This is a genomic window from Roseovarius nitratireducens (genome assembly GCF_002925845.1).
Classification (GTDB): domain Bacteria; phylum Pseudomonadota; class Alphaproteobacteria; order Rhodobacterales; family Rhodobacteraceae; genus Roseovarius; species Roseovarius nitratireducens.
Genome location: NZ_PDNI01000058.1, coordinates 371,609 through 392,803 on the forward strand (window position 1 = coordinate 371,609; position 21,195 = coordinate 392,803).

At 66.5% G+C, this 21,195-nt stretch carries 28 protein-coding genes and 1 tRNA gene; 4 read left to right on the forward strand and 25 right to left on the reverse strand.

Annotated features, from left to right (window positions below):
- Positions 1–98: 98 nt before the first annotated feature.
- From rseP to pyrH, 6 genes are read right to left on the reverse strand one after another with little or no spacing between them, the layout of a single operon-like run.
- On the reverse strand, positions 99–1,445 hold the full coding sequence (gene rseP, locus CRJ03_RS11840; RefSeq protein ID WP_104019061.1) for an RIP metalloprotease RseP: 1,347 nt from the start codon (positions 1,443–1,445) through the stop codon (positions 99–101).
- 3 nt (positions 1,446–1,448) lie between these two features.
- On the reverse strand, positions 1,449–2,639 hold the full coding sequence (dxr, locus tag CRJ03_RS11845) for a 1-deoxy-D-xylulose-5-phosphate reductoisomerase (protein WP_104019062.1): 1,191 nt from the start codon (positions 2,637–2,639) through the stop codon (positions 1,449–1,451).
- Positions 2,640–2,645: 6 nt separating this feature from the next.
- Complete coding sequence (locus CRJ03_RS11850; RefSeq protein WP_104019063.1) at positions 2,646–3,416, reverse strand: phosphatidate cytidylyltransferase; 771 nt, start codon at positions 3,414–3,416, stop codon at positions 2,646–2,648.
- Positions 3,413–4,144, reverse strand: coding sequence for a polyprenyl diphosphate synthase (gene uppS / locus CRJ03_RS11855; protein WP_104019064.1), 732 nt, complete (start codon positions 4,142–4,144; stop codon positions 3,413–3,415). Before uppS ends, CRJ03_RS11850 begins: the two co-directional genes overlap by 4 nt.
- Positions 4,145–4,161: 17 nt before the next feature.
- Positions 4,162–4,725: a ribosome recycling factor gene (gene frr / locus CRJ03_RS11860; RefSeq protein ID WP_104019065.1), complete on the reverse strand. Its 564-nt coding sequence runs from the start codon at positions 4,723–4,725 to the stop codon at positions 4,162–4,164.
- 48 nt (positions 4,726–4,773) lie between these two features.
- Positions 4,774–5,505: a UMP kinase gene (gene pyrH, locus CRJ03_RS11865; RefSeq protein ID WP_104019066.1), complete on the reverse strand. Its 732-nt coding sequence runs from the start codon at positions 5,503–5,505 to the stop codon at positions 4,774–4,776.
- Positions 5,506–5,819: 314 nt separating this feature from the next.
- Between pyrH and miaA the strand changes: the two genes are divergently transcribed.
- Positions 5,820–6,698: a tRNA (adenosine(37)-N6)-dimethylallyltransferase MiaA gene (gene miaA, locus CRJ03_RS11870; RefSeq protein WP_104019067.1), complete on the forward strand. Its 879-nt coding sequence runs from the start codon at positions 5,820–5,822 to the stop codon at positions 6,696–6,698.
- 24 nt (positions 6,699–6,722) lie between these two features.
- Here the strand turns inward: miaA and CRJ03_RS11875 are convergent, their stop codons facing one another.
- Both CRJ03_RS11875 and CRJ03_RS11880 read right to left on the reverse strand, forming a co-directional pair.
- Positions 6,723–6,935 carry a hypothetical protein gene (locus CRJ03_RS11875; protein ID WP_104019068.1) on the reverse strand — a complete coding sequence of 71 codons (213 nt, stop codon included), beginning with the start codon at positions 6,933–6,935 and terminating at the stop codon, positions 6,723–6,725.
- Positions 6,932–8,092, reverse strand: coding sequence for an aromatic ring-hydroxylating oxygenase subunit alpha (locus CRJ03_RS11880; protein WP_104019069.1), 1,161 nt, complete (start codon positions 8,090–8,092; stop codon positions 6,932–6,934). The genes CRJ03_RS11875 and CRJ03_RS11880 overlap by 4 nt, the downstream gene beginning before the upstream one ends.
- A 197-nt stretch (positions 8,093–8,289) precedes the next feature.
- Between CRJ03_RS11880 and CRJ03_RS11885 the strand changes: the two genes are divergently transcribed.
- On the forward strand, positions 8,290–8,541 hold the full coding sequence (locus CRJ03_RS11885; RefSeq protein WP_104019070.1) for a hypothetical protein: 252 nt from the start codon (positions 8,290–8,292) through the stop codon (positions 8,539–8,541).
- A gap of 10 nt (positions 8,542–8,551) precedes the next feature.
- Here the strand turns inward: CRJ03_RS11885 and ilvN are convergent, their stop codons facing one another.
- The 5 genes from ilvN to ihfB all read right to left on the reverse strand — a co-directional run bounded on the left by ilvN (position 8,552) and on the right by ihfB (position 12,516).
- On the reverse strand, positions 8,552–9,112 hold the full coding sequence (gene ilvN / locus CRJ03_RS11890; protein WP_104019071.1) for an acetolactate synthase small subunit: 561 nt from the start codon (positions 9,110–9,112) through the stop codon (positions 8,552–8,554).
- Between the two features lie 79 nt (positions 9,113–9,191).
- Positions 9,192–10,946 carry an acetolactate synthase 3 large subunit gene (locus tag CRJ03_RS11895; RefSeq protein ID WP_104019072.1) on the reverse strand — a complete coding sequence of 585 codons (1,755 nt, stop codon included), beginning with the start codon at positions 10,944–10,946 and terminating at the stop codon, positions 9,192–9,194.
- A gap of 274 nt (positions 10,947–11,220) precedes the next feature.
- Complete coding sequence (locus CRJ03_RS11900) at positions 11,221–11,874, reverse strand: phosphoribosylanthranilate isomerase (RefSeq protein ID WP_104019073.1); 654 nt, start codon at positions 11,872–11,874, stop codon at positions 11,221–11,223.
- Positions 11,875–11,880: 6 nt separating this feature from the next.
- Positions 11,881–12,231: a lipopolysaccharide assembly protein LapA domain-containing protein gene (locus tag CRJ03_RS11905; RefSeq protein WP_104019074.1), complete on the reverse strand. Its 351-nt coding sequence runs from the start codon at positions 12,229–12,231 to the stop codon at positions 11,881–11,883.
- 3 nt (positions 12,232–12,234) lie between these two features.
- Positions 12,235–12,516 (reverse strand): integration host factor subunit beta, encoded by a 282-nt coding sequence (gene ihfB, locus CRJ03_RS11910; protein WP_104019075.1) that lies wholly within the window; start codon positions 12,514–12,516, stop codon positions 12,235–12,237.
- 349 nt (positions 12,517–12,865) lie between these two features.
- Here ihfB and CRJ03_RS11920 point away from each other — a divergent pair, with 349 nt between their 5' ends.
- Positions 12,866–13,318 carry a GNAT family N-acetyltransferase gene (locus tag CRJ03_RS11920; protein ID WP_240611653.1) on the forward strand — a complete coding sequence of 151 codons (453 nt, stop codon included), beginning with the start codon at positions 12,866–12,868 and terminating at the stop codon, positions 13,316–13,318.
- Between the two features lie 77 nt (positions 13,319–13,395).
- Here the strand turns inward: CRJ03_RS11920 and CRJ03_RS11925 are convergent, their stop codons facing one another.
- Positions 13,396–14,271 (reverse strand): hypothetical protein, encoded by an 876-nt coding sequence (locus tag CRJ03_RS11925; protein ID WP_104019077.1) that lies wholly within the window; start codon positions 14,269–14,271, stop codon positions 13,396–13,398.
- A 129-nt stretch (positions 14,272–14,400) separates the two neighbouring features.
- Here CRJ03_RS11925 and CRJ03_RS11930 point away from each other — a divergent pair.
- Positions 14,401–14,476 (forward strand) — tRNA-Thr (locus tag CRJ03_RS11930).
- A 3-nt stretch (positions 14,477–14,479) separates the two neighbouring features.
- Here CRJ03_RS11930 and CRJ03_RS11935 read toward each other — a convergent pair.
- The 11 genes from CRJ03_RS11935 to CRJ03_RS19695 all read right to left on the reverse strand — a co-directional run bounded on the left by CRJ03_RS11935 (position 14,480) and on the right by CRJ03_RS19695 (position 21,094).
- A complete protein-coding gene (locus CRJ03_RS11935; RefSeq protein WP_104019078.1) occupies positions 14,480–14,719 on the reverse strand; it encodes a helix-turn-helix transcriptional regulator in 240 nt (79 codons plus the stop codon).
- A 3-nt stretch (positions 14,720–14,722) separates the two neighbouring features.
- A complete protein-coding gene (locus tag CRJ03_RS11940) occupies positions 14,723–15,301 on the reverse strand; it encodes a sulfotransferase family protein (RefSeq protein ID WP_104019079.1) in 579 nt (192 codons plus the stop codon).
- Positions 15,301–15,759: a hypothetical protein gene (locus tag CRJ03_RS11945; protein ID WP_104019080.1), complete on the reverse strand. Its 459-nt coding sequence runs from the start codon at positions 15,757–15,759 to the stop codon at positions 15,301–15,303. The genes CRJ03_RS11940 and CRJ03_RS11945 overlap by 1 nt, the downstream gene beginning before the upstream one ends.
- Before the next feature lie 8 nt (positions 15,760–15,767).
- On the reverse strand, positions 15,768–16,172 hold the full coding sequence (locus CRJ03_RS11950; RefSeq protein ID WP_104019081.1) for a hypothetical protein: 405 nt from the start codon (positions 16,170–16,172) through the stop codon (positions 15,768–15,770).
- Positions 16,169–17,662: an SNF2-related protein gene (locus tag CRJ03_RS11955; RefSeq protein ID WP_206018357.1), complete on the reverse strand. Its 1,494-nt coding sequence runs from the start codon at positions 17,660–17,662 to the stop codon at positions 16,169–16,171. The genes CRJ03_RS11950 and CRJ03_RS11955 overlap by 4 nt, the downstream gene beginning before the upstream one ends.
- Positions 17,663–17,856: 194 nt before the next feature.
- A complete protein-coding gene (locus tag CRJ03_RS19905) occupies positions 17,857–18,237 on the reverse strand; it encodes a hypothetical protein (RefSeq protein ID WP_165375301.1) in 381 nt (126 codons plus the stop codon).
- Positions 18,237–19,157, reverse strand: a complete 921-nt coding sequence (locus tag CRJ03_RS11960; RefSeq protein WP_104019083.1) for a hypothetical protein — start codon at positions 19,155–19,157, stop codon at positions 18,237–18,239. The genes CRJ03_RS19905 and CRJ03_RS11960 overlap by 1 nt, the downstream gene beginning before the upstream one ends.
- An 11-nt stretch (positions 19,158–19,168) precedes the next feature.
- Positions 19,169–20,233: a hypothetical protein gene (locus CRJ03_RS11965; RefSeq protein WP_104019084.1), complete on the reverse strand. Its 1,065-nt coding sequence runs from the start codon at positions 20,231–20,233 to the stop codon at positions 19,169–19,171.
- A complete protein-coding gene (locus CRJ03_RS11970; protein WP_104019085.1) occupies positions 20,233–20,442 on the reverse strand; it encodes a hypothetical protein in 210 nt (69 codons plus the stop codon). Before CRJ03_RS11970 ends, CRJ03_RS11965 begins: the two co-directional genes overlap by 1 nt.
- The gene (locus CRJ03_RS11975) at positions 20,439–20,837 is read right to left on the reverse strand and encodes a helix-turn-helix domain-containing protein (protein ID WP_240611654.1); all 399 of its coding nucleotides are present in this window, start codon (positions 20,835–20,837) and stop codon (positions 20,439–20,441) included. Before CRJ03_RS11975 ends, CRJ03_RS11970 begins: the two co-directional genes overlap by 4 nt.
- A 23-nt stretch (positions 20,838–20,860) precedes the next feature.
- Positions 20,861–21,094 (reverse strand): hypothetical protein, encoded by a 234-nt coding sequence (locus CRJ03_RS19695; RefSeq protein ID WP_129590274.1) that lies wholly within the window; start codon positions 21,092–21,094, stop codon positions 20,861–20,863.
- Positions 21,095–21,195 lie beyond the last annotated feature (101 nt).

Sequence of the window (21,195 nt, forward strand, 5' to 3'; positions counted from 1 at the left end):
TTGTCACAAGGATACCGGCAAAGCGGCACTGACAACAGTCCCTCGCTTGTTCCTGGCAAAATTACTCCAGCCGTCGCCGGTCCCGTCGGCGCGCCCGGTCAAGGGCAGAAGAGATCGTTGAACACCGCGAACAGCATCAGCGACAGGATCAGCGTCAACCCCACGCTCATCATTATCCGCAATGCGCGCTCGCTCGGCGGGCGGCCGACGACGGCCTCGTAGGCGTAAAACGCGAGGTGCCCGCCATCGAGCACCGGCACGGGAAACAGGTTCAACAGCCCCACCGCCGTCGACAGCACCGCGACGAACCAGATGAAGCTCTCCGCGCCCTGGCTCGCCATCGCGCCCGAAACCTGTGCAATACCGATGGGGCCGGACATGTTGCACGAACTGATCGCGCCGGTGATCATGTGATACAGCCCCGAGACCGAGCTTTCCACGATCATCCAGGTCTGCCCGACGGCCCCGCCCAGCGCCTCGACGGGTCCGAGCGCCTCTGTCGCGGGTTCAAACGCCATCGAGCCCGCCACGCCGATGCGCCACTCGGTGCGGAAACCGCCCTCCGCCTGTGGCTCGTCCGTGCGGCGCGGCACCAGCGTGAGCTGTAGCGTCTCGCCCCCGCGCCAGACGTCCAGCGCCAGCGCCGCCCCGTCCGAGCCTTCGACGATATCCTTGAGTTCAGAAAACGACACGACCGGTTCGCCATTCACCGCGGTGATCACGTCGCCCGCCTCGAGCCCTGCATCGAACGCCGCCGATTGCGGCGACAGGCCGCCCACCAGCGGCGGCATCAGGTGCGGGCCGGTCACGGTCAGGCGCGCGCCCTCGCGCCGCACCTCGTATTCCAGCCGTGCCTCGCGCGGCAGCGCGTCAAGGAAATCGTCATAGGCCGCGTCGGCATCGGGGTCGGGCAGGGCCTGCCCCGCGACCGACAGGATCTCGTCACCCGGGCGCAGCCCGACCTCCGCCACCGGCAGCGGCTTCATCTCGCCCACGGTCAGCGGATCGGCGGTCTTGCCCCCGCCCATCATCACCGCCGTGAAGACGAGGATCGACAGGATGAAGTTGAACACCGGCCCCGCCGCCACGGTCGCCGTGCGCGCCCAGAGTGGCGCACCGTGCATGGTCTGTCGCAGGCGTTCGGGGGGCATGTCCGTTATCGCCGCGCCGTCCTTGCCGCTCGCGGCATCCGAATCCCCCATGAATTTGACGTAGCCGCCAAAGGGCAGGGCCGCCACCTGCCAGCGGGTGCCGTGCCGGTCCACCCGTGAAAAAAGTACCGGGCCAAAGCCGAGCGAGAACACGTCGGCCTTGATCCCCGACCAGCGTCCGACGATGTAATGGCCGTATTCATGCACCGCCACGATGATCGAAAGCGCCACGACAAAGGCCAGTATCGTTATGAAAAGGCTGCCGAATTGCGGCAGAAGTATACTCAGGTCCAAAGCCTATCCCCGTCTTGTGATTTCCGTCGCCACGGCGTCGGCGCACTGCCTTGCCAGATGGTCCATCCCGGCCACCCGATCAAGGGTCAGATCGTCGCCGCGTGCCACGCCCTGCGCCTCGGGGGTGGCTAGCATCCGTTCCAGCACCTCCTCGACCAGCGGCGCCATTGCCATGAATCCGATGTGCCCGGCGATGAAATGGTCGAGCGCGCGCTCCTTGGCGGCGTTGAAGATGGCCCCGGCAAGGCCGCCTTCGGCCATCACTGCCCGCGCCAGTCGCAGCGCCGGGGCGCGTGCCTCGTCGGGGGCGCGAAATTCCAGCACGCCCTCGGCGGCAAGGTCCAGCGCGGCCACCGGCAGCGCCCGCCGCTCGGGCCAGTTGAGCGCGTAGCCGATGGCGTGGCGCATGTCCGGCGGCCCGACATGGGCCATCAGCGCGCCATCGTTGAACCCCACCAGCGCGTGCATCAGCGATTGCGGATGGATCAGCACCTCGATCTGCGCCGGATCGAGGCCAAAGAATTCGCGCGCCTCGATCATCTCCAGCGCCTTGTTGAACATCGACGCCGAATCGATGGTGATGCGCTGCCCCATGTCCCAGTTGGGATGGGTCGAGGCCTCGGCCACCGTCGCCCGCGCCAGCCGCTCCGCCGGCCAGTCGCGCAACGCGCCGCCCGAGGCGGTGATGATGACGCGGCTGACCGTGCCGATATCCTCGCCCACAAGCGCCTGGAAAATCGCCGAATGCTCGCTGTCCACCGGCAGGATGCGCGCCCCCGAGGCCCGCGCCGCCGCCATAACCAGCGGCCCTGCGGTGACCAGCGATTCCTTGTTCGCCAGCGCCAGCGTCGCGCCGGTCTCCAGCGCCCTGAGCCCGGGCTCCAACCCTGCCGCGCCAACGATCGCCGACATCACCCAGTCGGCGGGCCGTGCCGCCGCCTCGATCAGCGCCGCGCGCCCCGCCGCCGCCTCGACCCCCGATCCCGCCAGCGCCGCGCGCAACTCACCCAGCCGGCCCTCATCCGCCGTGACCGCCACCTCCGCGCCCAGCTCGCGCGCGTCGGCGGCCAGTTGCGCCACGTTCGCACCCGCGGTCAGCGCCACCACCCGATAGGCGTCGCGGTCGCGCCGGATCAGGTCGAGCGTGCTCTGCCCGACAGAGCCGGTCGCCCCGAGGATGCTCACCCGTCGCATCGCCGCTCACACCAGCCCGGCGGCGCGCATGAGCCCGAGGGCCAGCGCCGCGCCCAGCATGGCGTCGAACCGGTCGAGCACCCCGCCATGCCCGGGGATGAGGTTCGAGGAATCCTTGACCCCCTGCATCCGCTTGACCGCGCTTTCGGCGACATCGCCCAGCTGCCCGGCCATGCCCACCAGCACCGAAACCGGGATCAGCACCACGCCCGCGCCCGTAGGGGCAGCAAAGACGGCACCAACCGCTGCCGCCCCGAGCCAGCCGGCGGCCGTGCCCGACCACGTCTTCTTGGGGCTGATGCGCGGCCAGAATTTCGGCCCGCCCAGCGCCTTGCCCGCGAAATAGCCCGCCACGTCCGACACGATCACCACCACCGCCAGCCACAGCACCCAGGTGAGCCCTGCCTCCCCGGCGCGCAGCTCGCCCAGCACCCACGCCCCGAGCAACGCCGCCAGCGCCAGCGCGGCAAAGGGGCCGCGTGCGCGCGGCACAGTCTCGGCATTGACCAGCACCGCCGCCACGACGAGCGGCAGCACGAATATCCCCGGCAGCCACAGCGCCAGCGCCAGCGCCGCCGCGCCGGTGAGGCCCGCGCGCGTCGGCGCGGTCGAGGCATAGAGCCGGGCCGCCTCCCATGTCATCAACCCGCCCAATGCGACCGCCAGCGCGGCAAACACCACGCCGCCCGCCCAGATCGCCCCGAGGCCCACCGCGGCCATCGCCACGCCAGAGGCCACGCGCGGCGCCAGGTCGGACCAGCGCGCATCCGCGCTCATGCGCGCACCGCGCCGAAGCGACGAGAACGCGCGCCGTATTGCGCCAGCACCCCGGTAAAGATATCGCGGGTGAAATCCGGCCACAGCGTGTCGATGAACTCGTACTCCGCATAGGCCGATTGCCACAGCAGGAAATTCGAGATGCGCGCCTCGCCGGAGGTGCGGATCACGAGGTCGGGATCGGGCAGCACGCGGGTGTCGAGGTAGCGCGGCAGCGTCTGTTCATCGACCGTATCGGGATCGAGCCGCCCCTCGGCCACGTCGCGCGCCAGCCGGCGCATGGCGCGCGCCACCTCGTCGCGGCCGCCGTAATTGATCGCGATGGTGAGGTTGAGCCGCGTGCAATGGGCGGTCATCTCCTCGGTCTCTTCCATCAGCGCGCGCAGCCCCGGCTCCAGCCGGTAGCGGTCGCCGATGAAGCGCACGCGCACATCCTCGCGCACGAATTCCTGCATTTCCTTGATGATGTAGCGGCGAAACAGGCTCATCAGCCCGGCCACCTCGGTCTGCGTGCGCTTCCAGTTCTCGGTGGAGAAGGCGAATATCGTCAGGTACTCGACGCCAAGATCGGGGCAGGCGGCGACGATCTCGCGCACCCGCCGCGCGCCCGCATGATGGCCGAACAGCCGCGGGCGGCCACGGCTCTGCGCCCAGCGGCCGTTGCCGTCCATGATGATCGCCACATGGCGCGGCCCGGCCCCGGTGTCGCGGGGCTTGCTCTTTGCCATGCGCGTCTCCTGCCGCATCAGACCTGCATGATCTCGGCTTGTTTGTGTTCGAGCGCGTCGTCCACTTGCTTGACGAAACTGTCCGTCAGCTCCTGCACCGCGTTTTCCCAGAATTTCTGGTCGTCCTCGGACATGCCTTCGGCCTTGGCCTTCTTGATCTGGTCCATGCCGTCGCGGCGCACGTTGCGCACGGCGACGCGGGCGTGCTCGGCGTATTGCGAGGCGACCTTGGTCAATTCCTTGCGGCGCTCCTCGTTCAGTTCGGGGATGGGCAGCATGATGATCGGGCCGTTGGTCTGCGGGTTGATACCCAGCCCGCTCTCGCGGATCGCCTTTTCCACCTTGTTCACGAGGCTCTTGTCCCAGACATTGATCGTGACCATCCGCGGCTCGGGCACGTTCACGGTGCCCACCTGGTTGATCGGGGTCATCTGGCCATAGGCCTCGACCTGCACAGGCTCCAGCATCGAGGCCGAGGCCCGCCCCGTCCGGAGCGATGCAAACTCGGTCCGCAGAGAGGCCATCGCGCCGGTCATCCGCCGCTCTAGATCATCCAGGTCGATTTCGATTTCGTCCGCCATAGTCGTTCCCATGTCCTTGTCGGGGATGCGCGTCTCCCCTGTTTAACCTCACGCGTGCACGGTTGTATAGGTGCCCTCGCCCGAGAGGATGCCGCGAAATCCGCCGGGCTCGTCGAGCGAGAAGACGATGATCGGCAGGTTGTTGTCGCGCGCGAGCGCAATCGCGCTGGCATCCATCACGCCAAGGTGCTGTGCCAGCACCTCGTCATAGGTGATCCGCTCGAAGCGGCGCGCATCGGCGTGCTTGACCGGATCCTTGTCATAGACGCCGTCCACCTTGGTGCCCTTGAGAATCGCCTCGCAGGCCATCTCGTTGGCGCGCAGGGTGGCGGCGGTGTCGGTGGTGAAATAGGGATTTCCGGTCCCGGCGGCAAAGATGCAGATGCGCTTTTTCTCCAGGTGGCGCACGGCGCGGCGGCGGATATAGGGCTCGGCCACCTCGTCCATGCGAATGGCGCTGATGACCCGGCAATACGCGCCCAGTTTCTCCAGCGCGCTCTGCATGGCGAGCGCGTTCATCACCGTGGCCAGCATCCCCATGTAATCGGCGGTGGTCCGCTCCATCCCTTGCGCGGACCCTTGCAGCCCGCGGAAGATATTGCCGCCGCCGATCACCATGCAGATTTCCACGCCCATGTCGTGGACGCTCTTGACCTCCTGCGCGATGCGCTCGACCGTCGGCGGGTGCAGCCCGTAGCCTTGGTCCCCCATCAGCGCCTCGCCCGATATCTTGAGCATCACGCGGTTAAACTTGGCTTTGCTCGTGTCAGGGGGGGTCATCGGGGCTCTCCACGGCTGCTCTTTTGAATTGCGCGCAAAATGTCGCAAATACCGGGAAGGTGCAATCGCGGAAACGGCGGGGTCGATGTGGGGCCTCGCCAGTATCTACCGCCCGGCGGCACCGCCGGGCAGCGCCTGCCTGCCCCCCGGCAGGCGCTTCAAGCGTTACCACCGGGTGCAACGGTCCGCATTGCGTGGCCGCATCGCCGCTGGCCCCGTCACCCCCAAGCGCCCGCCCAGGCAGGCGCTGCCCTCCTGTCCCGGACGCACCACCCCTCGCCAAACCCGGCGATCCGCGCTAGGCCCGTCACGTCATGCAGATCGAGACGATAGACCCATCGCGCCCGGTGCTCATCGCCGGGCCCACCGCCAGCGGAAAATCCGCGCTGGCGCTCGCGATCGCGCGCGCGCAGGGCGGCGTGATCGTCAACGCCGACGCGCTCCAGGTCTATGCCAACTGGCGTATCCTCTCGGCGCGTCCCTCGCCGGAGGAAGAGGCGCAGGCGCCCCACCGGCTCTATGGCCATGTCGCACCGGAGCAGGACTATTCCGCCGGCCACTGGCTGCGCGAGGTGGCCCCGCTGCTGACGGCGGGTGCGCGCCCGATCATCACGGGCGGCACCGGGCTCTATTTCTCGGCGCTGACCGAGGGGTTGGCGGACATCTCCGCGACCCCGCCGGACATCCGCGCCGAGGGTGACCGGCTGCTGCGCGAGGCGGGCGTGGCCGCGCTTGTCGACACGCTCGACCCGGAAACCCGCGCGCGCATCGACACCGCCAATCCCCGCCGCGTGCAGCGCGCATGGGAGGTGCAGGCCGCCACCGGGCGCGGGCTGGCGGCCTGGCAGGACGCCACGCCGCCGCCGCTCCTGCCGCTGGCGCGCGCCACGCCGATCCTCGTCGAGGCACCGAAGGACTGGCTCAGCCCGCGCATCACCCGCCGCTTCGACGCGATGCTCGACGCGGGCGCGCTCGACGAGGCGCGCGCCAACCTGGCGGGGTGGGACGCCGCACGCCCCGCCGCGCAGGCCATCGGGGCGCCGGAACTCATCGCTCACCTGCGCGGCGAGATGACGCTCGATGCAGCCCGCGAGGCCGCGATCACCGCCACCCGCCAATACGCCAAGCGCCAGCGCACATGGTTCCGCGCCCGTATGCACGGCTGGCACCGCGTGCAGGCCGAGACGCTCTGAGGTTCTGCCTGCGTTGCCGCGCCGTCACGCCTCGCGGCCATGCGCCTTGAGCCGGGCGTGCAGCTTTCCCGCCTCGGGCGCGCCGGTCTCCAGCGCGAAGACATAGGCGTGGGTGAGAAAGAAACACGCCGCGTCGAGATCGTTCAGCCGGTCGGCGGCCCGCGCGTATAGCCGCGCCAGCGCCCGCCGGTCGTCGGCCGCGTGCGCCGCGAGGATCGCCGCTTCGAGTCGTTTCACTCCGCCGCCCTCGACAGCGCGCGGTGGGTCTCGATCTTGCCGGCCACCCAGTCGTGAAAGCAATGGGTGGGACTGTCCATCACCGGCGAGAACCGCCCGCCGTCGAACCGCGCCGCGTGGCGGCCCCGCTGCATCCCCTCGACGACAAAGATGTCCTCCTCGAACACCGTCTTCCAAAGCTGGGTGTTGCGCATCTTTAGGCCCTCTTCGGCGGCGGGCGTGGCGTAGTAGAGGTGGATATGCTCGACCGTGCGCTCCGGCCCCTTGGGCTCGAGGATGATGGCGAAGGCATGGTCGCGGTGCACACCGAGCAGGACGTTGGGATAGGCCGCGATATACTCGGCCTGCTCGTTCCACTTCGCGCCGACATCCTCGAAATCGGGGAATTTCTCGCCCGTTTCGTTGGTGATCTGGCGATAGACCATCGTGCCCTGCCCGGAATACTCGCCGCGCTTCTCGATGTGGTAGTGATCCTCCAGCCGCGAATAACTGTTGAGGCCGGGATGCACCCAGGGCAGGTGATAGCTCTCGCAGTAATTCTCGACCGCGAGTTTCCAGTTGGTCGCCACCTCCAGCGTGAAGCGGCTGTCATGGCCGCCGTGGTAGAGCGGCAGGTCAAACTCCGACCAGCGGGTAATGAGGTCTGACATCGCCTCTTCGAACGGCGCGGCATCGCCCGAGACGTTGATCCAGACGATGTCGCGCCAGATATGGCTGCGCACCTCGTTGAGGCCAAGCTCGTCGCGGCGGATGGCGTCGTGGGTGTTGTGCCCCGGCCCGCCGACATGCGGGGTCGAGACGAGGTTGCCCTTGGTCGAGTAGCACCACGAATGGTAGGGGCAGCGGATCGCGCCCTCGATGCGGCGCGGTTCTTCGACGAGGATCATGCCGCGATGGCGGCAGATGTTCTCGAACACGCGCACCGTGCCCTCCTTGTCGCGGATCAGCAGCAGCGGCACCCCGAGAAACTCCAGCGGTTTCGCATCGCCCGGCTCGGGCACGTCCGCGGCCACGGCAAGCCCCGCCCATTGCGAGAACAAGAGCGCCTGCCGCTCTTCCGCAAACACTGCGGGGTCGGTGTAATGGGCGTTGGGCAGACCGCGGGCGGCCTCCACGCTCGCGCGCACCTGGCCAAGATCGGTCAGCGGCTGGCTCATGTCGTCTCTCCCGTTATGCGTCATGAGAGGCACGATAGCCCGGAAAGGCCACGCACGGCGCACCCGCTTGCGACCTGAGTTTCCTCAAGGCGACATGGCGGGCACCCAGGCCTGTTCACCAAGACTTGCATTTCGCGTGATCCGCGCCCTGTGCAACCATACCGGGAATAGTGGCGCTATGCCGGAAGAGGGAAGATATGCTGGGACTGATCTTGTGGTGTGACGGGGCAGAGGGGCGTGCGTTGATCTGGTGCGAGGATCACGGCGATCTCGCCTGGTACGAGGCGGGCAGCGAAGAGGCGGCCCCGGTCCCGGTCTGCACCGGCGATCTCGTCCACGTGGGCGTGAGTGCGGAGCCGGGTCTGCGCCGCGCGCGGGCGTTGCGGATCGTGGCGCGCGGGGCGCATGCGGACCTGCCGCGACAGCTTGCGCGCGAAGCGGCGGGCTGATCCCGCGCGCTCAGAGCCCCCGCGACATCGCCGCCACACCGGTCCGCGCCATCTCGACAAGGCCGAGGGGCCGCATCAGATCGGCGAAAGCGTCGATCTTCTCCGGCGCGCCGGTGATCTCGAAGACGAAGCTGGTAAGCGTGCTGTCCACCGCGTTGGCGCGAAAGATATCCGCCAGCCGCAGCGCCTCGACCCGCTTGTCGCCCTCGCCCTCGACCTTCAACAGCGCCAGCTCGCGCTCGACGCTCGGCCCCTCGACGGTGAGGTCATGCACCTCGTGCACCGGCACGATGCGGCCAAGCTGCGCCTTGATCTGCTCGATCACCTGCGGCGTGCCGGTGGTGACGATGGTGATGCGGCTGGTGTGCCCGGTATGGTCCACCTCGGCCACGGTCAGGCTGTCGATGTTGTAGCCCCGCCCCGAGAACAGGCCGATCACGCGCGCCAGCACGCCGGGCTCGTTATCGACGATCACGGCGAGGGTATGGGTCTCCTGCACGTCCGAGAATTGCGGCCTCAGGTTGTAGGCGGAATGCTTGGACGAGCCTTTCTTGATCTTCAGGGCTGACATTGGTCTAATCCTTGTTGAGGCGGTTCCGTGCCGGAATTTTCAAAAAATTCCGGGCCGTTTTCTTTTAAAGAAAACGGGATCACACCAGCACCGCGCCGCCTTCCTTGATTGCGTCCTTCGTGCTGGCCTCGCCCAGCAGCATCTTGTTGTGCGGCTCTCCGCTCGGGATCATCGGAAAGCAGTTCTCGTGCTTCTCGACCACGCAGTCGAAGATCACCGGCCCGTCGTAATCGAGCATCTCCATGATCGCGTCGTCCAGGTCGGCGGGATCCTTGCAGATGATGCCCTTGGCCCCGAACGCCTCGGCCAGTTTCACGAAATCCGGCAGCGCCTCGGACCACGACGACGAATAGCGCTCGCCATGCAGCAATTCCTGCCATTGCCGCACCATGCCCAGCCGCTCGTTGTTGAGGATGAATTGCTTGACCGGCAGGCGATATTGCACCGCGGTGCCCATCTCCTGCATGTTCATCAGCCACGACGCCTCGCCCGCGACGTTGATCACCAGTGCCTCGGGATGCGCCATCTGCACACCGATGGACGCCGGGAAACCGTAGCCCATCGTGCCAAGCCCGCCGGAGGTCATCCAGCGGTTGGGATCCTCGAAGCCCAGGTATTGCGCCGCCCACATCTGGTGCTGGCCCACCTCGGTGCAGATATAGCGGTCATACCCCTTGGTCAGCGCCTCCAGCCGTTCCAGCGCATATTGCGGCTTGATGGTGGGGCCGTTCTGGGTAAATTTCAGGCAATCGACGCGCCGCCACTCGGCGATCTTCTCGCGCCACTTGGCGATTGCCTCGGCGTTGACCTTGCGGCCGCGCGACTTCCAGACCTTGAGCACGTCCTCCAGCACATGGGCGATGTCGCCGACGATGGGGATGTCGGTCTTGATCACCTTGTTGATCGAGGATGGGTCGATGTCGATATGCGCCTTGATGCTGTCGGGGCTGAACGCGTCCAGCCGCCCGGTGATCCGGTCGTCGAACCGCGCACCGATATTGATCATCAGGTCGCAGCCATGCATCGCCATGTTGGCCTCGTAGAGCCCGTGCATCCCCAGCATCCCCAGCCAGTGCTTGCCGCTGGCCGGGTAGGCCCCGAGCCCCATCAGCGTGGAGGTGACGGGAATGCCGGTGGCCTCGACCAGCTCGCGCAAGAGCTGGCTGGCCGCGGGGCCAGAGTTGATGACGCCGCCACCGGTGTAGAAGATCGGGCGCTTCGCCTTCTCGATGGCCGCGACCAGGTCGGTGATGCCCTCGATGTCACCCTTGACCTGCGGCTGGTAGTGATGCGTGCGCGCCTTTTGCGGCGGGGTATACTCGGCAGAGGCGAACTGCACGTCCTTGGGTATGTCGACCAGCACCGGCCCGGGCCGCCCCGAAGTGGCGACGTGAAACGCCTGGTGGATGGTGTCCGACAGTTTCCCCGTGTCCGACACCAGCCAGTTGTGCTTGGTGCAGGGGCGCGTGATGCCCACGGTGTCGGCCTCCTGGAAGGCGTCGTTGCCGATCATGAAGGTGGGCACCTGTCCGGTCAGCACGACGATCGGGATGGAATCCATCAGCGCGTCGGTGATGCCGGTGACGGCATTGGTCGCGCCGGGGCCCGAGGTGACGAGCACGACACCGGGCCGCCCGGTAGAGCGTGCGTACCCTTCGGCGGCGTGCACCGCGCCCTGTTCGTGCCGCACGAGGATGTGGCGGATGTCGTTCTGCTGGAAAATCTCGTCATAGATCGGCAGCACCGCCCCGCCGGGATAGCCGAATACGACATCCACGCCCTGATCCCTGAGGGCCTGGACCACCATTTTCGCTCCGGTCATCTGACGTGTCATCTGCTCTCGTGCTCCGTATCTGACGTCATTTCCGTTCTCGCATAAAAAAGCCCCCGGTCGCATGGCGGGGGCGCATGGGGTGCCGATATGGTCTCCGTTACCGGCCCATGCGCCATTTGCCTACGATGTCCACAAGCGCTGCCATGCTGCGGCGACTCCTTTGCTGCGTGGCGGCGACATTAGGTCCGGGGGCAGGGGGCGTCAACCCGATCCTGCGGATAAAATGTCGCCAAAGGGGGCTGTTTCTTTGCATTTGTTGCGTGAATTGCGGCTTTCAGGCGTCCGAACCCCGTGCAGCCGCGATGAAGGCACGGATGAGCGCCGGGTCCTTGCGGCCCGGAGAGACCTCGACCCCCGACGACACGTCGATCTGCCGCGCGCCGGTGCGCGCGACGGCATCGGCGACGGTTTCGGGCGTCAGCCCGCCCGCCAGCAGCCACGGCAGGGGCCAGTCGCGCCCCTCGATCAGCCCCCAGTCAAAGGCCAGGGCGTTGCCGCCCGGGCGGCTGGCGCCCGGCGGCGGCTTGGCGTCGATCAGCAACTGGTCGGCCACGCCGGCATATCGGTCGATCTGGTCGAGGTCGGCGGCCTCGGCGATGCCGATGGCCTTCATCACCGGCAGACCGTAGCGGGCCTTGACCTCGCTCACGCGCGCCGGGCTCTCGGCCCCGTGCAGTTGCAGCATGTCCAGGGGCACCCGTGCGCACAGCGCGTCGAGCGCGGCGTCGTCGGCATCGACCGTCAGCGCCACCTTGGCCACGCCCGGCGGCACTTCGAGGGCCAGCGCACGCGCCGCCTCGACGCTGACATGGCGCGGCGATTTCTCGAAAAAGACAAATCCCACATAGGCCGCGCCCGCCTCGACGGCGGCGGCCACGTCGCGCGCCTCGGTGAGGCCGCAAATCTTCACGCGGACGTCACGGGACATGGGCGTTCAGCCTGCCTCGTCGAGAAGGGCGAGAACCTCGTCGTGCTCGCGCGTGTCCTTCTTCTTGAGCCGGGCCACCTCGGCGCGCAGGCTGGCCAGTTCGCGCGCCTGCCGGGCAGCGGCGGCCCGCTCGCCCGCCTCGCGGATCCATTCCCAGATGAAGCCGAGGATCAGCCCCGAGAGAATCCCGCCAAAGATCACCACGAAGAGCGGCAGATCATAGGTCGGGTTGAGCGCGGCAAAGCCCGACAGCTCGTCGGGCAGCACCCGGAGCGTGACCATGCCGCGATTGGCCAGCGCGATCAGCACCAGCGCAAGGGCGAATAGGGCGATGCAGGCGTAGCGGATATAGCGCATGGGTTACTTGCCGTTGAGCCGGTCGCGCAAGAGCTTGCCGGTCTTGAAGAAAGGAACGTGCTTCTCCTCGACCTCGACGCTCTCGCCGGTGCGCGGGTTGCGCCCGATTCGCGCGTCGCGCTTCTTGACCGAGAAGGCCCCGAAGCCGCGCAGCTCGACCCGGTTGCCGTTGGCAAGCGCGTCGGTGATCTCGTTGAAGATGGTGTTCACGATCTTCTCGACATCGCGGTGATAGAGATGCGGGTTGTCGTCGGCGATCTTCTGGATGAGTTCCGATCGGATCATCGGTGTCCCCCCCGGGATTTGTGTGTGGTTGGTCCTCGCGTTTCGACCGACTATAGACAGATTGCCGCGAAACCCAAACAGAAAGCCACGGTCAACAGGCGGATAAGGTGGAAAAATTCCTGCCCGACCCCGGCCCGCGCCCGGTCGGAGGCCGCGCGCGGCAGCGCGAACCCGCCGGGCAGGTGCGGCGTGCCGCGTGATTCGGTGCGCGGGCGGTGGACATTTTCCGGCCCCCGCCGCATGGTGCGCGCTGCATTGGTTCGGGGGTGGCAGGCATGGCGCGCGACATCATCATGGGCACCGGTCCGCGCGTCCGGCACACCGGCGCGGATGCGCGGCGGGGGCGGCCGTGACGGCGCTGACGCTGGCCCGGCCCGGCGATCTCGACCGGCTGTTGCCGATGGTTGCGTCCCGCCATGACGAGGCGGGCCGCACGGGCGACGAGGCGGCGACGCGCGCCGCCCTCCTGCCGCTCCTCGAGGGCTGCCCCCACGGCGCGGTCTATCTCGTCGGACCGCCGCGCGCGCCCATCGGCTACGTCGCGCTGTCGTTCGGCTGGTCGCTGGCGGCGGGCGGGCTCACGGCCCGCATCGACGAGATGCACATCCGCCGCGCGGTGCGCGGGCGCGGCATCGGCACCGAGGTGCTGGGCAGCCTGCCGCGCGCACTCGCGGCGGCGGGGCTGTGCGCGATCGAGGTTGAAACCGGGCGCGAGGATGCGCGGGCGCGGACGCTCTTTGGCCGACAGCGGTTCCATCCGCTGGAGGACCGGATCACCCTGCGCCTGACGCTGCACCGCTGATTGCACCCTGCACCCCGCCGTGCCGGGGGGGCCAGACGGGGGCGGCGAGGGGGCGACGTGGCATCACCCCCCCGACCTCACGGCATGATCATGTGCACGCCGTCCATCCGCGCGATCTCGGCCACGTCCTCGTCATAGTGCGCGCTCAGCGTCTCGATCATGCCCGAGTCCCATTCCGGCACGTCGAGCTCTTCCTCGATGGCGTCGTCGTCGGCGAACTTGTCGAGAAAGGCCGTCACCACGCGGCATTTCTGCGCATCGGTGAGACCGGGGCGGCTGTCGATATAGGTGGTGAACCGCTGGTGGCCGGCCCTTGTCATGATCTCGGGCAAGAGCGCGAACTCGCCCGCGAGCGGCACGCTCTCGTCCGTTCCGGCCATCGCGCGCAGCACCTGTGCCCAGATCAGCGGCGTGTCCTCGTTGCACCACACCGTGACGGGAATATCGGGCAGCGTGGCGCGGATGCGCGCGATGGTCTCGGACCAGCGCAGATGCGTGGGATCGTCACCACGCAAGAGTTCTGTCACCGTCGAGAACGGCGTGTCGGGCAGCAACGCGGGCAAGAGCGTGGCCGGGTTGCGCAACCCGAAAAACAGCTCGATCCCGTCGGGCGCGAAGATGCGGTCGAGAAGACCGAGCCGCATATCCGCCGCCGGGTAGAACCGCGCGCCGCCGATCGACATCTTGGGCGTGCCAAAGAAGCCTTGATTGTCCAGCACCAGCCGCTCGGTGCCCTCGGGCGTGCCGGTGGCCGCGAGCACGCTGTCGCGCGCATCCTCGGGCAGGGCGGTTTTCTGCGCGGTGTGCATCACGTCGCGCAACAGGCGGCGATAGCTCTCGGGGTCGGGCACATGGGTGCGGCGCGGGGCCAGCGTTGCGGTATTGTCGCGCAGGCAGGCGATCAGCCTGTCCTCGTCGGTCATGTGCGCGCCTGCGTGGATGACGACCTGCATTGCTCTCCTCTGCCTCTCGCGGGATTTCGTGGCAGTATAGGCGCTTTGCGGTCGAGGAAAACCGCAATCGTCGGCCCCGCGCCGCTTGCCCGCCGGGGCGATTGCGTTTAAGGGACGAGGCCGTGCGTGGCCGCGTTAGCTCAGCTGGTAGAGCAGCGCTCTTGTAAAGCGAAGGTCGGGGGTTCGATTCCCTCACGCGGCACCATTTCTATCCCATAACCACCATGTTTTTATTGGATTGTTGAGTTTCCCCTTCCGGCTGGTCCGCCACTTGGTCCGCCAGCTGATCGACAAAGTTTTCCAGGTCGCGAACGCGCCAGACGGTGCATCCCTCCCAGCGGATCGGCTCAGGGCACCGGCCCGCCTGCACGCGAGCGTAGAGCGTGCTGCGGCTGATTCCCAGCATCCGGGCGGCATCATTGGCGCGGACAAGCAGGGCGGCGGGCATGGGTTAGTCCTTCGGCAGCATGGCGATTTCGGCGCGCAGGTCTGGCGCGCAGTCTGCGCCTCGCTTATGGACAACCGCCGCTGCGTCCCCCGATGGTCCGAACGGCAGGCCCAGCATGTCGCAGAAATACGCCGTCTGAGCGGCGGCATAGGCCGGGTCACGCAGGATCTTGTCGTAGTGCAGGTGCAGCACGAAATGCGCGCCGAACAGGTTTGTAACTATGGATCGGGCGTGTCGGGTGTCGCGCTGGATCGACTTTGCCATGACACGGCGCGCGGTGCGGTCATTGCGTGTGCCGATCATCTTCAACTGGCTCTTTGCCTGTTCTACCGGATCGCGGGTCAGAAAGATCGCGGCACCGTTGGGATGGCGAACGCGCGTCACGGTCGGGTCAATCCACTTGACCGCGCGCCCGGCCTGTAGAGCGAGCCATTCGTGATCCACTCCCGAGGGTGTGACCGGAATATCCTCGAAGGCCGGATGCGTACCGGCGCACGGGACACCCGCAGCCTGTAGCATCTGCATCACCATCGTCGTGCCGCAGCGGCCAAGCCCGGTCACGAAAAGGACGGGGGTTCTCATCACGTCTCTCCCTTCGGCGGCGGCAGGCGCAGCGGCCCGTCAGTGGTGGTGATCGCGTCCCCGACGCGCCGTCCGTCTGGCAGATGGATATGCGGCAGGAACGCGCTGTCCGTGTCGAGGAAGCCGACCATCATCATTGCGGCCTGCGCCTTGATCCAGTCGGCCAATATCGCCCACGCGGCCCGCTCGGCCTGCTGGCGGGCCTTGGCGCGGTGCTGCGCCACGGTCGAGCGCATCCGGCTGCTATGTGGGTTCTCTCGCAGCCATGCCTCGGCATAGGCACCGACACGCACCGGTATCGTGATCTCGCGACCATGCAGCCGAAACTGCGCGATGATCTTGTCGTCATCGTCATCCACCATGAAACCCACGGCGGTTGCACCGACACCGCGTAGGGTGTCGCGGATTTCCTTCTCGCGGGCCTGACCGGCGGTCGATTGGGCGTAGGGGAGCTTCATGGACGTGGTCACCGCATGATCATGTTCTGGATGGCTATTTCCAGACCGCTAGTGTGGCCGCGAAGCATGGACACCAGCACCTCCGAGATCATTTCGGGGATGCGCGTGCGGATTTCCTCCGCGATCATGGTCCTCATCTCTTTCTCGCGCCGGTCCAGTTCCTTCTGGATCGCCTCCTTGACCTTGCCGCCCATGACCTCCCGCACATGCTCTTGCAGCCACGGTTTCGGGCCTCCGAAGTGCCGGGTGTTGGTGTCACGGTAGAGTTCCGCGTTGATCGCGTCCGAGACGAGCTTCTGGAGCATTTCGTCGGGCATGAGGTTGCCGATATCACCGCGTATCTTGGCCGTGATCCTGTCACGGAATTGGCGCATCGGGTCGTTGTCTGCTTCGGTTGCGGGGACGTTGGTCATGAGTTTTCTCCTTCTGCTGCGGTCTCGCCCAAAATGGACTTTGCCAACTGCCTGATCCGGGTTTCGTTCACAGGGGTCGCTTCGCTGGCGCCACCAAAGGGGTTTAGGATTCCGTGGCTTTGCGACGCCTTGAGGCCGAGCGCCGCCATGATCGCCGGGTCGGAGCCGCCGTTGACGTGCAGGAAATGGGCCGTAACAGGGCGCGTTTGCCCGTGCCGGTGCAGGCGACCGGTGAATTGCACATGCACCTGCGGCGACCAGTCCAGTTCGGCGTAGACGACATGCGCCGCACGGGTTTGCAGGCCGTCGATCCCGGCGCCGGAGCGCAGCGACATGAGCATGACGTTCGTATCGCCTTCGATGAACGCTTGACTGGCCTTCTTCTTGGCCGCCGTACTCTCCGAACCCGTGAACATCATCGGATTGAGATCGGCCAGCCGCTCAAGAAGGATGTTGTAGACCTCGCGGTGCCACGCACCGACCAGAACCGGCTCGCCGCTCTCGACGAGGGTCCGAACATAAGCGGCGACCGACCGCGCCTTGGCGACACCCGTCTCGTGGCGCATCAGCATGTTGAGCTCGCGCGCGGCAATGCCGCGCTCGTGGAACGACCCGCCCAGGACTCTCTGCGCCAGCTTCACCTGCAACTCACGGTCGGTTTGCACCGCACCGTCATCCCAATCGACCTCGATTACCGTCTTGGAAAGACCGGGGAGCGTCGCGGCGACCTCGGCGTGATCGTTGGTGCGGCGAAGGGTTATCCCTTCTTCTTGCAGGAATGCGCCAAGCGCCTCTGGGTCTTTCACGATCCAATGCGTCCCGTGCGAGACGCACCAGTTGGTGATGAACTCCGGCCATGAGCCGAGAGCGCCGGGCGCGATATACTCGACCACGTTGAATATCTCGGAGCCGTAATTATAGATCGGCGTGGCACTGAGCCCGAGGCGGTTTTCCACCATTGAGCAGATCGACGCCGCCGCTCGCCCCTTCTCGGTCGCCTCTCCGTGGCGTAGCTCCTGAATCTCGTCGAAGATCACGGTGCGCAAGCCCATCGGCTCGATCATGTCCACCCAGGCGGCGATATTGGAGTAGCGGAAGACATAGATATCGGCGACCTGCATCGGGCGCGGGTTGCGATCCTTGATCTCAACCGCTCGCAGGTGCGTGAACCGCTCGATATACTGCACCACCCACTGTGCGGAGAGGTGAGGCTGCACGACCACGGCGGCGGGCAGGCCCCAGCCGTCCGAGATCGCCGCCAGCGCGGAGACGGTCTTGCCGAGACCGACATCATCGAGCAGCAGAAGGCGACCGGTCTTGCGGAACAGGTCGGCGGCGCGGCACTGATACCCCATTGGAGCCTCGCCGTCGCGAAACCCGCCCAGGAGCGGCGGGGTGTATTCAACGGAATGGATGGCCTCGATCTGCGCTTGGTTGTCGCGGTAGGCGTTCAGTTGCGTCGAAAGGCGGCCTTTGGTGGTCCCATCCATTTTCAGCGGGTATCGCTGCATGAACCACTCGAGATCGGCAGCGGTGGACGGTCGATCGCGTAGAACGAATGGCGGAACCGAGCCAAAGGGAACCCCCTTGAATACATCCTTGAAGCGCATGGAAACATGAGGCTTGAGCCGCGATACGACCCATGCCGGCTCGATCCGTTCGCTCGCGTAGTGCAGGCGTCCGTTCACAGCCACCCCCTCGACAGATCCGCGACGAACAGCGGTATGCCCTCGACATCCTTGATGCTGGTGGGCCACGGCGTTCCTGTCGCCAAAACGAGGGCCGCGATCTCCGGCAGGGCCGCGTAGCGAACCAACTGCCTCCATATCGCGCGGCGGGGGTGCCCGACCTTGATCTCTACCCCGACCGGTCCGCAGAGAATGTCGATGCGATCCTTGGCGCTCAGGCGCGCCTCGGACTGGCATTCGATCCCCGCTGCCTCGATCACGGCAAGGACATCCCGGTGCGCCGTCGCCTCAGACGTCAGGTTGATCCGCGCCGCCTGTATCTCGGTGGCGATCCGGCGCGCGAGAAGGCTGGGGTGTATGGCGCATTCACCCGCCATCACTCACCCCCTGCCAGCGCGTGGAAGGCCGCGCGGACGATGTCCTTTTGCACGGTCCAAGGCACGGCAATGTTCTCAAAGCGCTCCCTTGCCTGAGCATCGTAATAAGGGAGGGAGACGTAATGCTCTCCCATCATCACGGGTTTGAGCCTGTCGAAAACAGGATTGGGCGTGTGGTCCAGCAGCACCCGCGCCGCCTCTCCCACCGTCACGGGGGCGGAGGTGAGGGCATCCGCTCTCGCGCGGGTATTGTTACGTGCCTGTCTTCTGTTCGCCTCTGCCCTAAGCTCGTCGGGCCAAACAGCCGATCCTATTGTTCCTGCTGTCGCATATTCCCATTGACAGATCGGACATGGCGCTCCTGCGCCGCACTCGCAGCCATCGACGCTCCACGGGCGGTCTCTGTGGTTTTCGCAAACCCACTTCTCTCCGGCGCAGTTTCTGCATGTATCACTCAGGGCGAGGTCGAGAGTGGATTGGGGGATGCAGTGAAGGGCCGCGCGGAATATCTTGGGCGCGTGCCAGTCTGGCTTGTGAATAATCGTATCCGGGCCGGGATAGTTCTGCCGGAACCAATCCGCGAAACGCTCCTGCATTTCAGCGGTGACGGTGATTTTCCCAGCCCCCTGTGCCTTCCCGTCCGCGTAGCCCTGTCGATAGGCATGATCCTTCATGCGCAGGTCCCACGGGCAGCGACTGGAATATTCTGGGGCTTCGCTCTCTCGCCACATCCCCATGCCGTCCTGCGGGCCGTCTGGACCGTTCGGCCCCACGCGCTCGGCGGCGTCCTCGAAACTGTATCTGCCAGCCTGTGATTTCAGGCCGGTGTAGCCCGCCGCATTGGGGCGATAGTAGAGGCCGCGCTTCTCGATCAGGTATAGATCATTGCTCATTTCTTCGGTGTTCCTGTTCTCAGTCATCGGAACCTCCTTCAATGCGTCACGAATGCGATGGGCACGGGCGAGGCCCAGCACACACCGCAGTTGCCGCAGTGGGTGCCGCGCGGGCTGCCTTCCATCCCGTCGCGCTGCTCGGGGCAGACCACGGCATCGCCGATCCGCTTCTGCGCGGTCGGGAAATCGACGGTGAAGGTTCCCCACGGGCCGGTCACGTCGCTGTGCCGCATCCAGAAGCGATCCGGGTGCCGCCCGCGCACCGCGGCGATGTAATCCCCGATCTCGGTGCCTTGCTTGTGGGCGGTGAAGCCGAACACGAACAGGTTGGGGTGACGCTCAAGCGCGCGGGACCAGAACTCGACGTATTCGACCGACCAGAAATCCCCCAGGACATGCAGGCGGATCAGGATGCGTTCATGCCGATTGCAGAGGGCCGCGATCTCCTGGTCGAGCTGGGCGATCAGCGCGGGGCCGTGCCGCCAGCGCCGAGCGTGGGGCATGGAGTTGCCATAGCAGGATTGCCAATGAGCACAGGCCCTCGGGCACGTCGCGCGTTCCTCGAGCGTCAGCGTGTAGATGCGCGCCCCCTTGAGCCAGCCGACAAGCACGTCGCCGCCGATCTTTGCAGCGTTGCAGCCGTCTTTCAGAAGCGGCTCGCCGGGGTCGGGCTCGAACACGCGGCCCGGAAACAGCGTGCGCCGCGCATCGGCCGCCACGGTGGTAGAGGGATCGCCCATCGGCACCGGCACGGTCTTGAATCGACGGCGGTCCTGCGCGCGCGCGCTCTTGGCCTTGGCGGCTCCTGCTTTGCGAAGGGCGGCCACGTCCCCCTTGGATTGCTTCCGCCCGCCACGGCTCAGGCCCACCGCGTAGATGTCGTTGTAGACCGTCTGGACCTTCACGCCGATGGCCTCCGCGATCTGGTGCGGCGTCTTTCCGCGCTTCGTGTCCTGCGCGACGATCTTGCGACGGAGTGCGACCTTGGGGCAGGGCTCGCGCCCGCGCCGCTCCTTCGTGGGCTTCTCTGGCACCGCTTCTACGCGGCCCGCGCTCACCGCCTCGTCAATGGCGGCGCGCTCATCTGGTGACAGCACATCCATTAGCGGTGCCCTTCCGAGCGCGACAGAATTTCATCAAGGCAGATGATCGGCCACAGCAGGAGCATGGCAAAGGCCACAACCTCAATGAGTGCGGGCAGCCACGGCCCATCCTCCATCATGACCTCGCGCACCATGTCCCGCTCGTGATCGAAATGGCGCAGCCCGGCGGCGATGGGGAGAAGGTAGAGGATAATGGCGAGCCACATCATGCAGCACCCGCCTTGTCTGCCGCCGCCTCCACCAGCACCAAGAGGCCGATCTTCACGTCATCCTGGCAGGCGCGGAACGCGGTGAGCATCGCGGTCTCGACCTTGCTTTGGGAGGCCAGATCATCGGCGCGCGCCCCGTCGAGAGCATACTTCGCCGGGAGGCCGTTCCAGAAATAGTGCAGGTCGCAGGCCAGCACCTCGGCGATCCGAAAGAGCTTCGACGCGCTCACGCGGTTCGCGCCGGTCTCGTATTTCTGGACCTGCTGGAATTTCACGCCGATAGCCGCGCCAAGCTCGGTCTGCGTCATACCGACCGCCCTGCGTCGGTCACGGATGCGCGCGCCGACATGGGTGTCGATATCGGCATCAGGCATGGCCTTGAGTTGTGGCTTCATGGTGTCGATCCTTTCTCGCCCGATCACGCGGGACTGGTTTCAGCAGGGACTTCGCGCGGGATGCGGACTGTGTCCGGGGCCTCTGCGATCCGCTCGAGCATCTGGAAGCTCTTGGGGTAGATCGGGCGGAAGCGCACGATGGCGGCGAAGCCGGGCGTGTCGCAGACGCGCCTCCATTCCTTGCGGAACCAGCCGACACGCACCTTCTTCCAGCGCCAGAGCCAGCCGGGGCAATCAGTGGTGAGGGGGTCAGTCATCAGAATGCCGCAGCGGGCATCGAATTCGACCTGATACACCAACCCTTCACGCAGCAGGTGGGTGGGGCATGGGCCCCCATCGTGCGGAACCCATGCCCCCT

Coding starts and splice junctions, on each gene's coding strand:
- CRJ03_RS19905 (WP_165375301.1), bottom strand. CDS start 18,237: ATGGCGGGTGAATGCGCCATACACCCCAGCCTTCTCGCGCGCCGGATC.
- dxr (WP_104019062.1), bottom strand. CDS start 2,639: ATGCGACGGGTGAGCATCCTCGGGGCGACCGGCTCTGTCGGGCAGAGC.
- CRJ03_RS11895 (WP_104019072.1), bottom strand. CDS start 10,946: ATGACACGTCAGATGACCGGAGCGAAAATGGTGGTCCAGGCCCTCAGG.
- CRJ03_RS11965 (WP_104019084.1), bottom strand. CDS start 20,233: ATGGATGTGCTGTCACCAGATGAGCGCGCCGCCATTGACGAGGCGGTG.
- pyrH (WP_104019066.1), bottom strand. CDS start 5,505: ATGACCCCCCCTGACACGAGCAAAGCCAAGTTTAACCGCGTGATGCTC.
- CRJ03_RS11850 (WP_104019063.1), bottom strand. CDS start 3,416: ATGAGCGCGGATGCGCGCTGGTCCGACCTGGCGCCGCGCGTGGCCTCT.
- CRJ03_RS11975 (WP_240611654.1), bottom strand. CDS start 20,837: ATGAAGCCACAACTCAAGGCCATGCCTGATGCCGATATCGACACCCAT.
- CRJ03_RS11880 (WP_104019069.1), bottom strand. CDS start 8,092: ATGAGCCAGCCGCTGACCGATCTTGGCCAGGTGCGCGCGAGCGTGGAG.
- CRJ03_RS11970 (WP_104019085.1), bottom strand. CDS start 20,442: ATGATGTGGCTCGCCATTATCCTCTACCTTCTCCCCATCGCCGCCGGG.
- ihfB (WP_104019075.1), bottom strand. CDS start 12,516: ATGATCCGATCGGAACTCATCCAGAAGATCGCCGACGACAACCCGCAT.
- uppS (WP_104019064.1), bottom strand. CDS start 4,144: ATGGCAAAGAGCAAGCCCCGCGACACCGGGGCCGGGCCGCGCCATGTG.
- CRJ03_RS19695 (WP_129590274.1), bottom strand. CDS start 21,094: ATGACTGACCCCCTCACCACTGATTGCCCCGGCTGGCTCTGGCGCTGG.
- CRJ03_RS11945 (WP_104019080.1), bottom strand. CDS start 15,759: ATGAAGCTCCCCTACGCCCAATCGACCGCCGGTCAGGCCCGCGAGAAG.
- ilvN (WP_104019071.1), bottom strand. CDS start 9,112: ATGTCAGCCCTGAAGATCAAGAAAGGCTCGTCCAAGCATTCCGCCTAC.
- CRJ03_RS11940 (WP_104019079.1), bottom strand. CDS start 15,301: ATGAGAACCCCCGTCCTTTTCGTGACCGGGCTTGGCCGCTGCGGCACG.
- miaA (WP_104019067.1), top strand. CDS start 5,820: ATGCAGATCGAGACGATAGACCCATCGCGCCCGGTGCTCATCGCCGGG.
- CRJ03_RS11935 (WP_104019078.1), bottom strand. CDS start 14,719: ATGCCCGCCGCCCTGCTTGTCCGCGCCAATGATGCCGCCCGGATGCTG.
- CRJ03_RS11960 (WP_104019083.1), bottom strand. CDS start 19,157: ATGACTGAGAACAGGAACACCGAAGAAATGAGCAATGATCTATACCTG.
- frr (WP_104019065.1), bottom strand. CDS start 4,725: ATGGCGGACGAAATCGAAATCGACCTGGATGATCTAGAGCGGCGGATG.
- CRJ03_RS11950 (WP_104019081.1), bottom strand. CDS start 16,172: ATGACCAACGTCCCCGCAACCGAAGCAGACAACGACCCGATGCGCCAA.
- CRJ03_RS11885 (WP_104019070.1), top strand. CDS start 8,290: ATGCTGGGACTGATCTTGTGGTGTGACGGGGCAGAGGGGCGTGCGTTG.
- CRJ03_RS11955 (WP_206018357.1), bottom strand. CDS start 17,662: ATGGATGGGACCACCAAAGGCCGCCTTTCGACGCAACTGAACGCCTAC.
- CRJ03_RS11900 (WP_104019073.1), bottom strand. CDS start 11,874: ATGTCCCGTGACGTCCGCGTGAAGATTTGCGGCCTCACCGAGGCGCGC.
- CRJ03_RS11925 (WP_104019077.1), bottom strand. CDS start 14,271: ATGCAGGTCGTCATCCACGCAGGCGCGCACATGACCGACGAGGACAGG.
- CRJ03_RS11905 (WP_104019074.1), bottom strand. CDS start 12,231: ATGCGCTATATCCGCTACGCCTGCATCGCCCTATTCGCCCTTGCGCTG.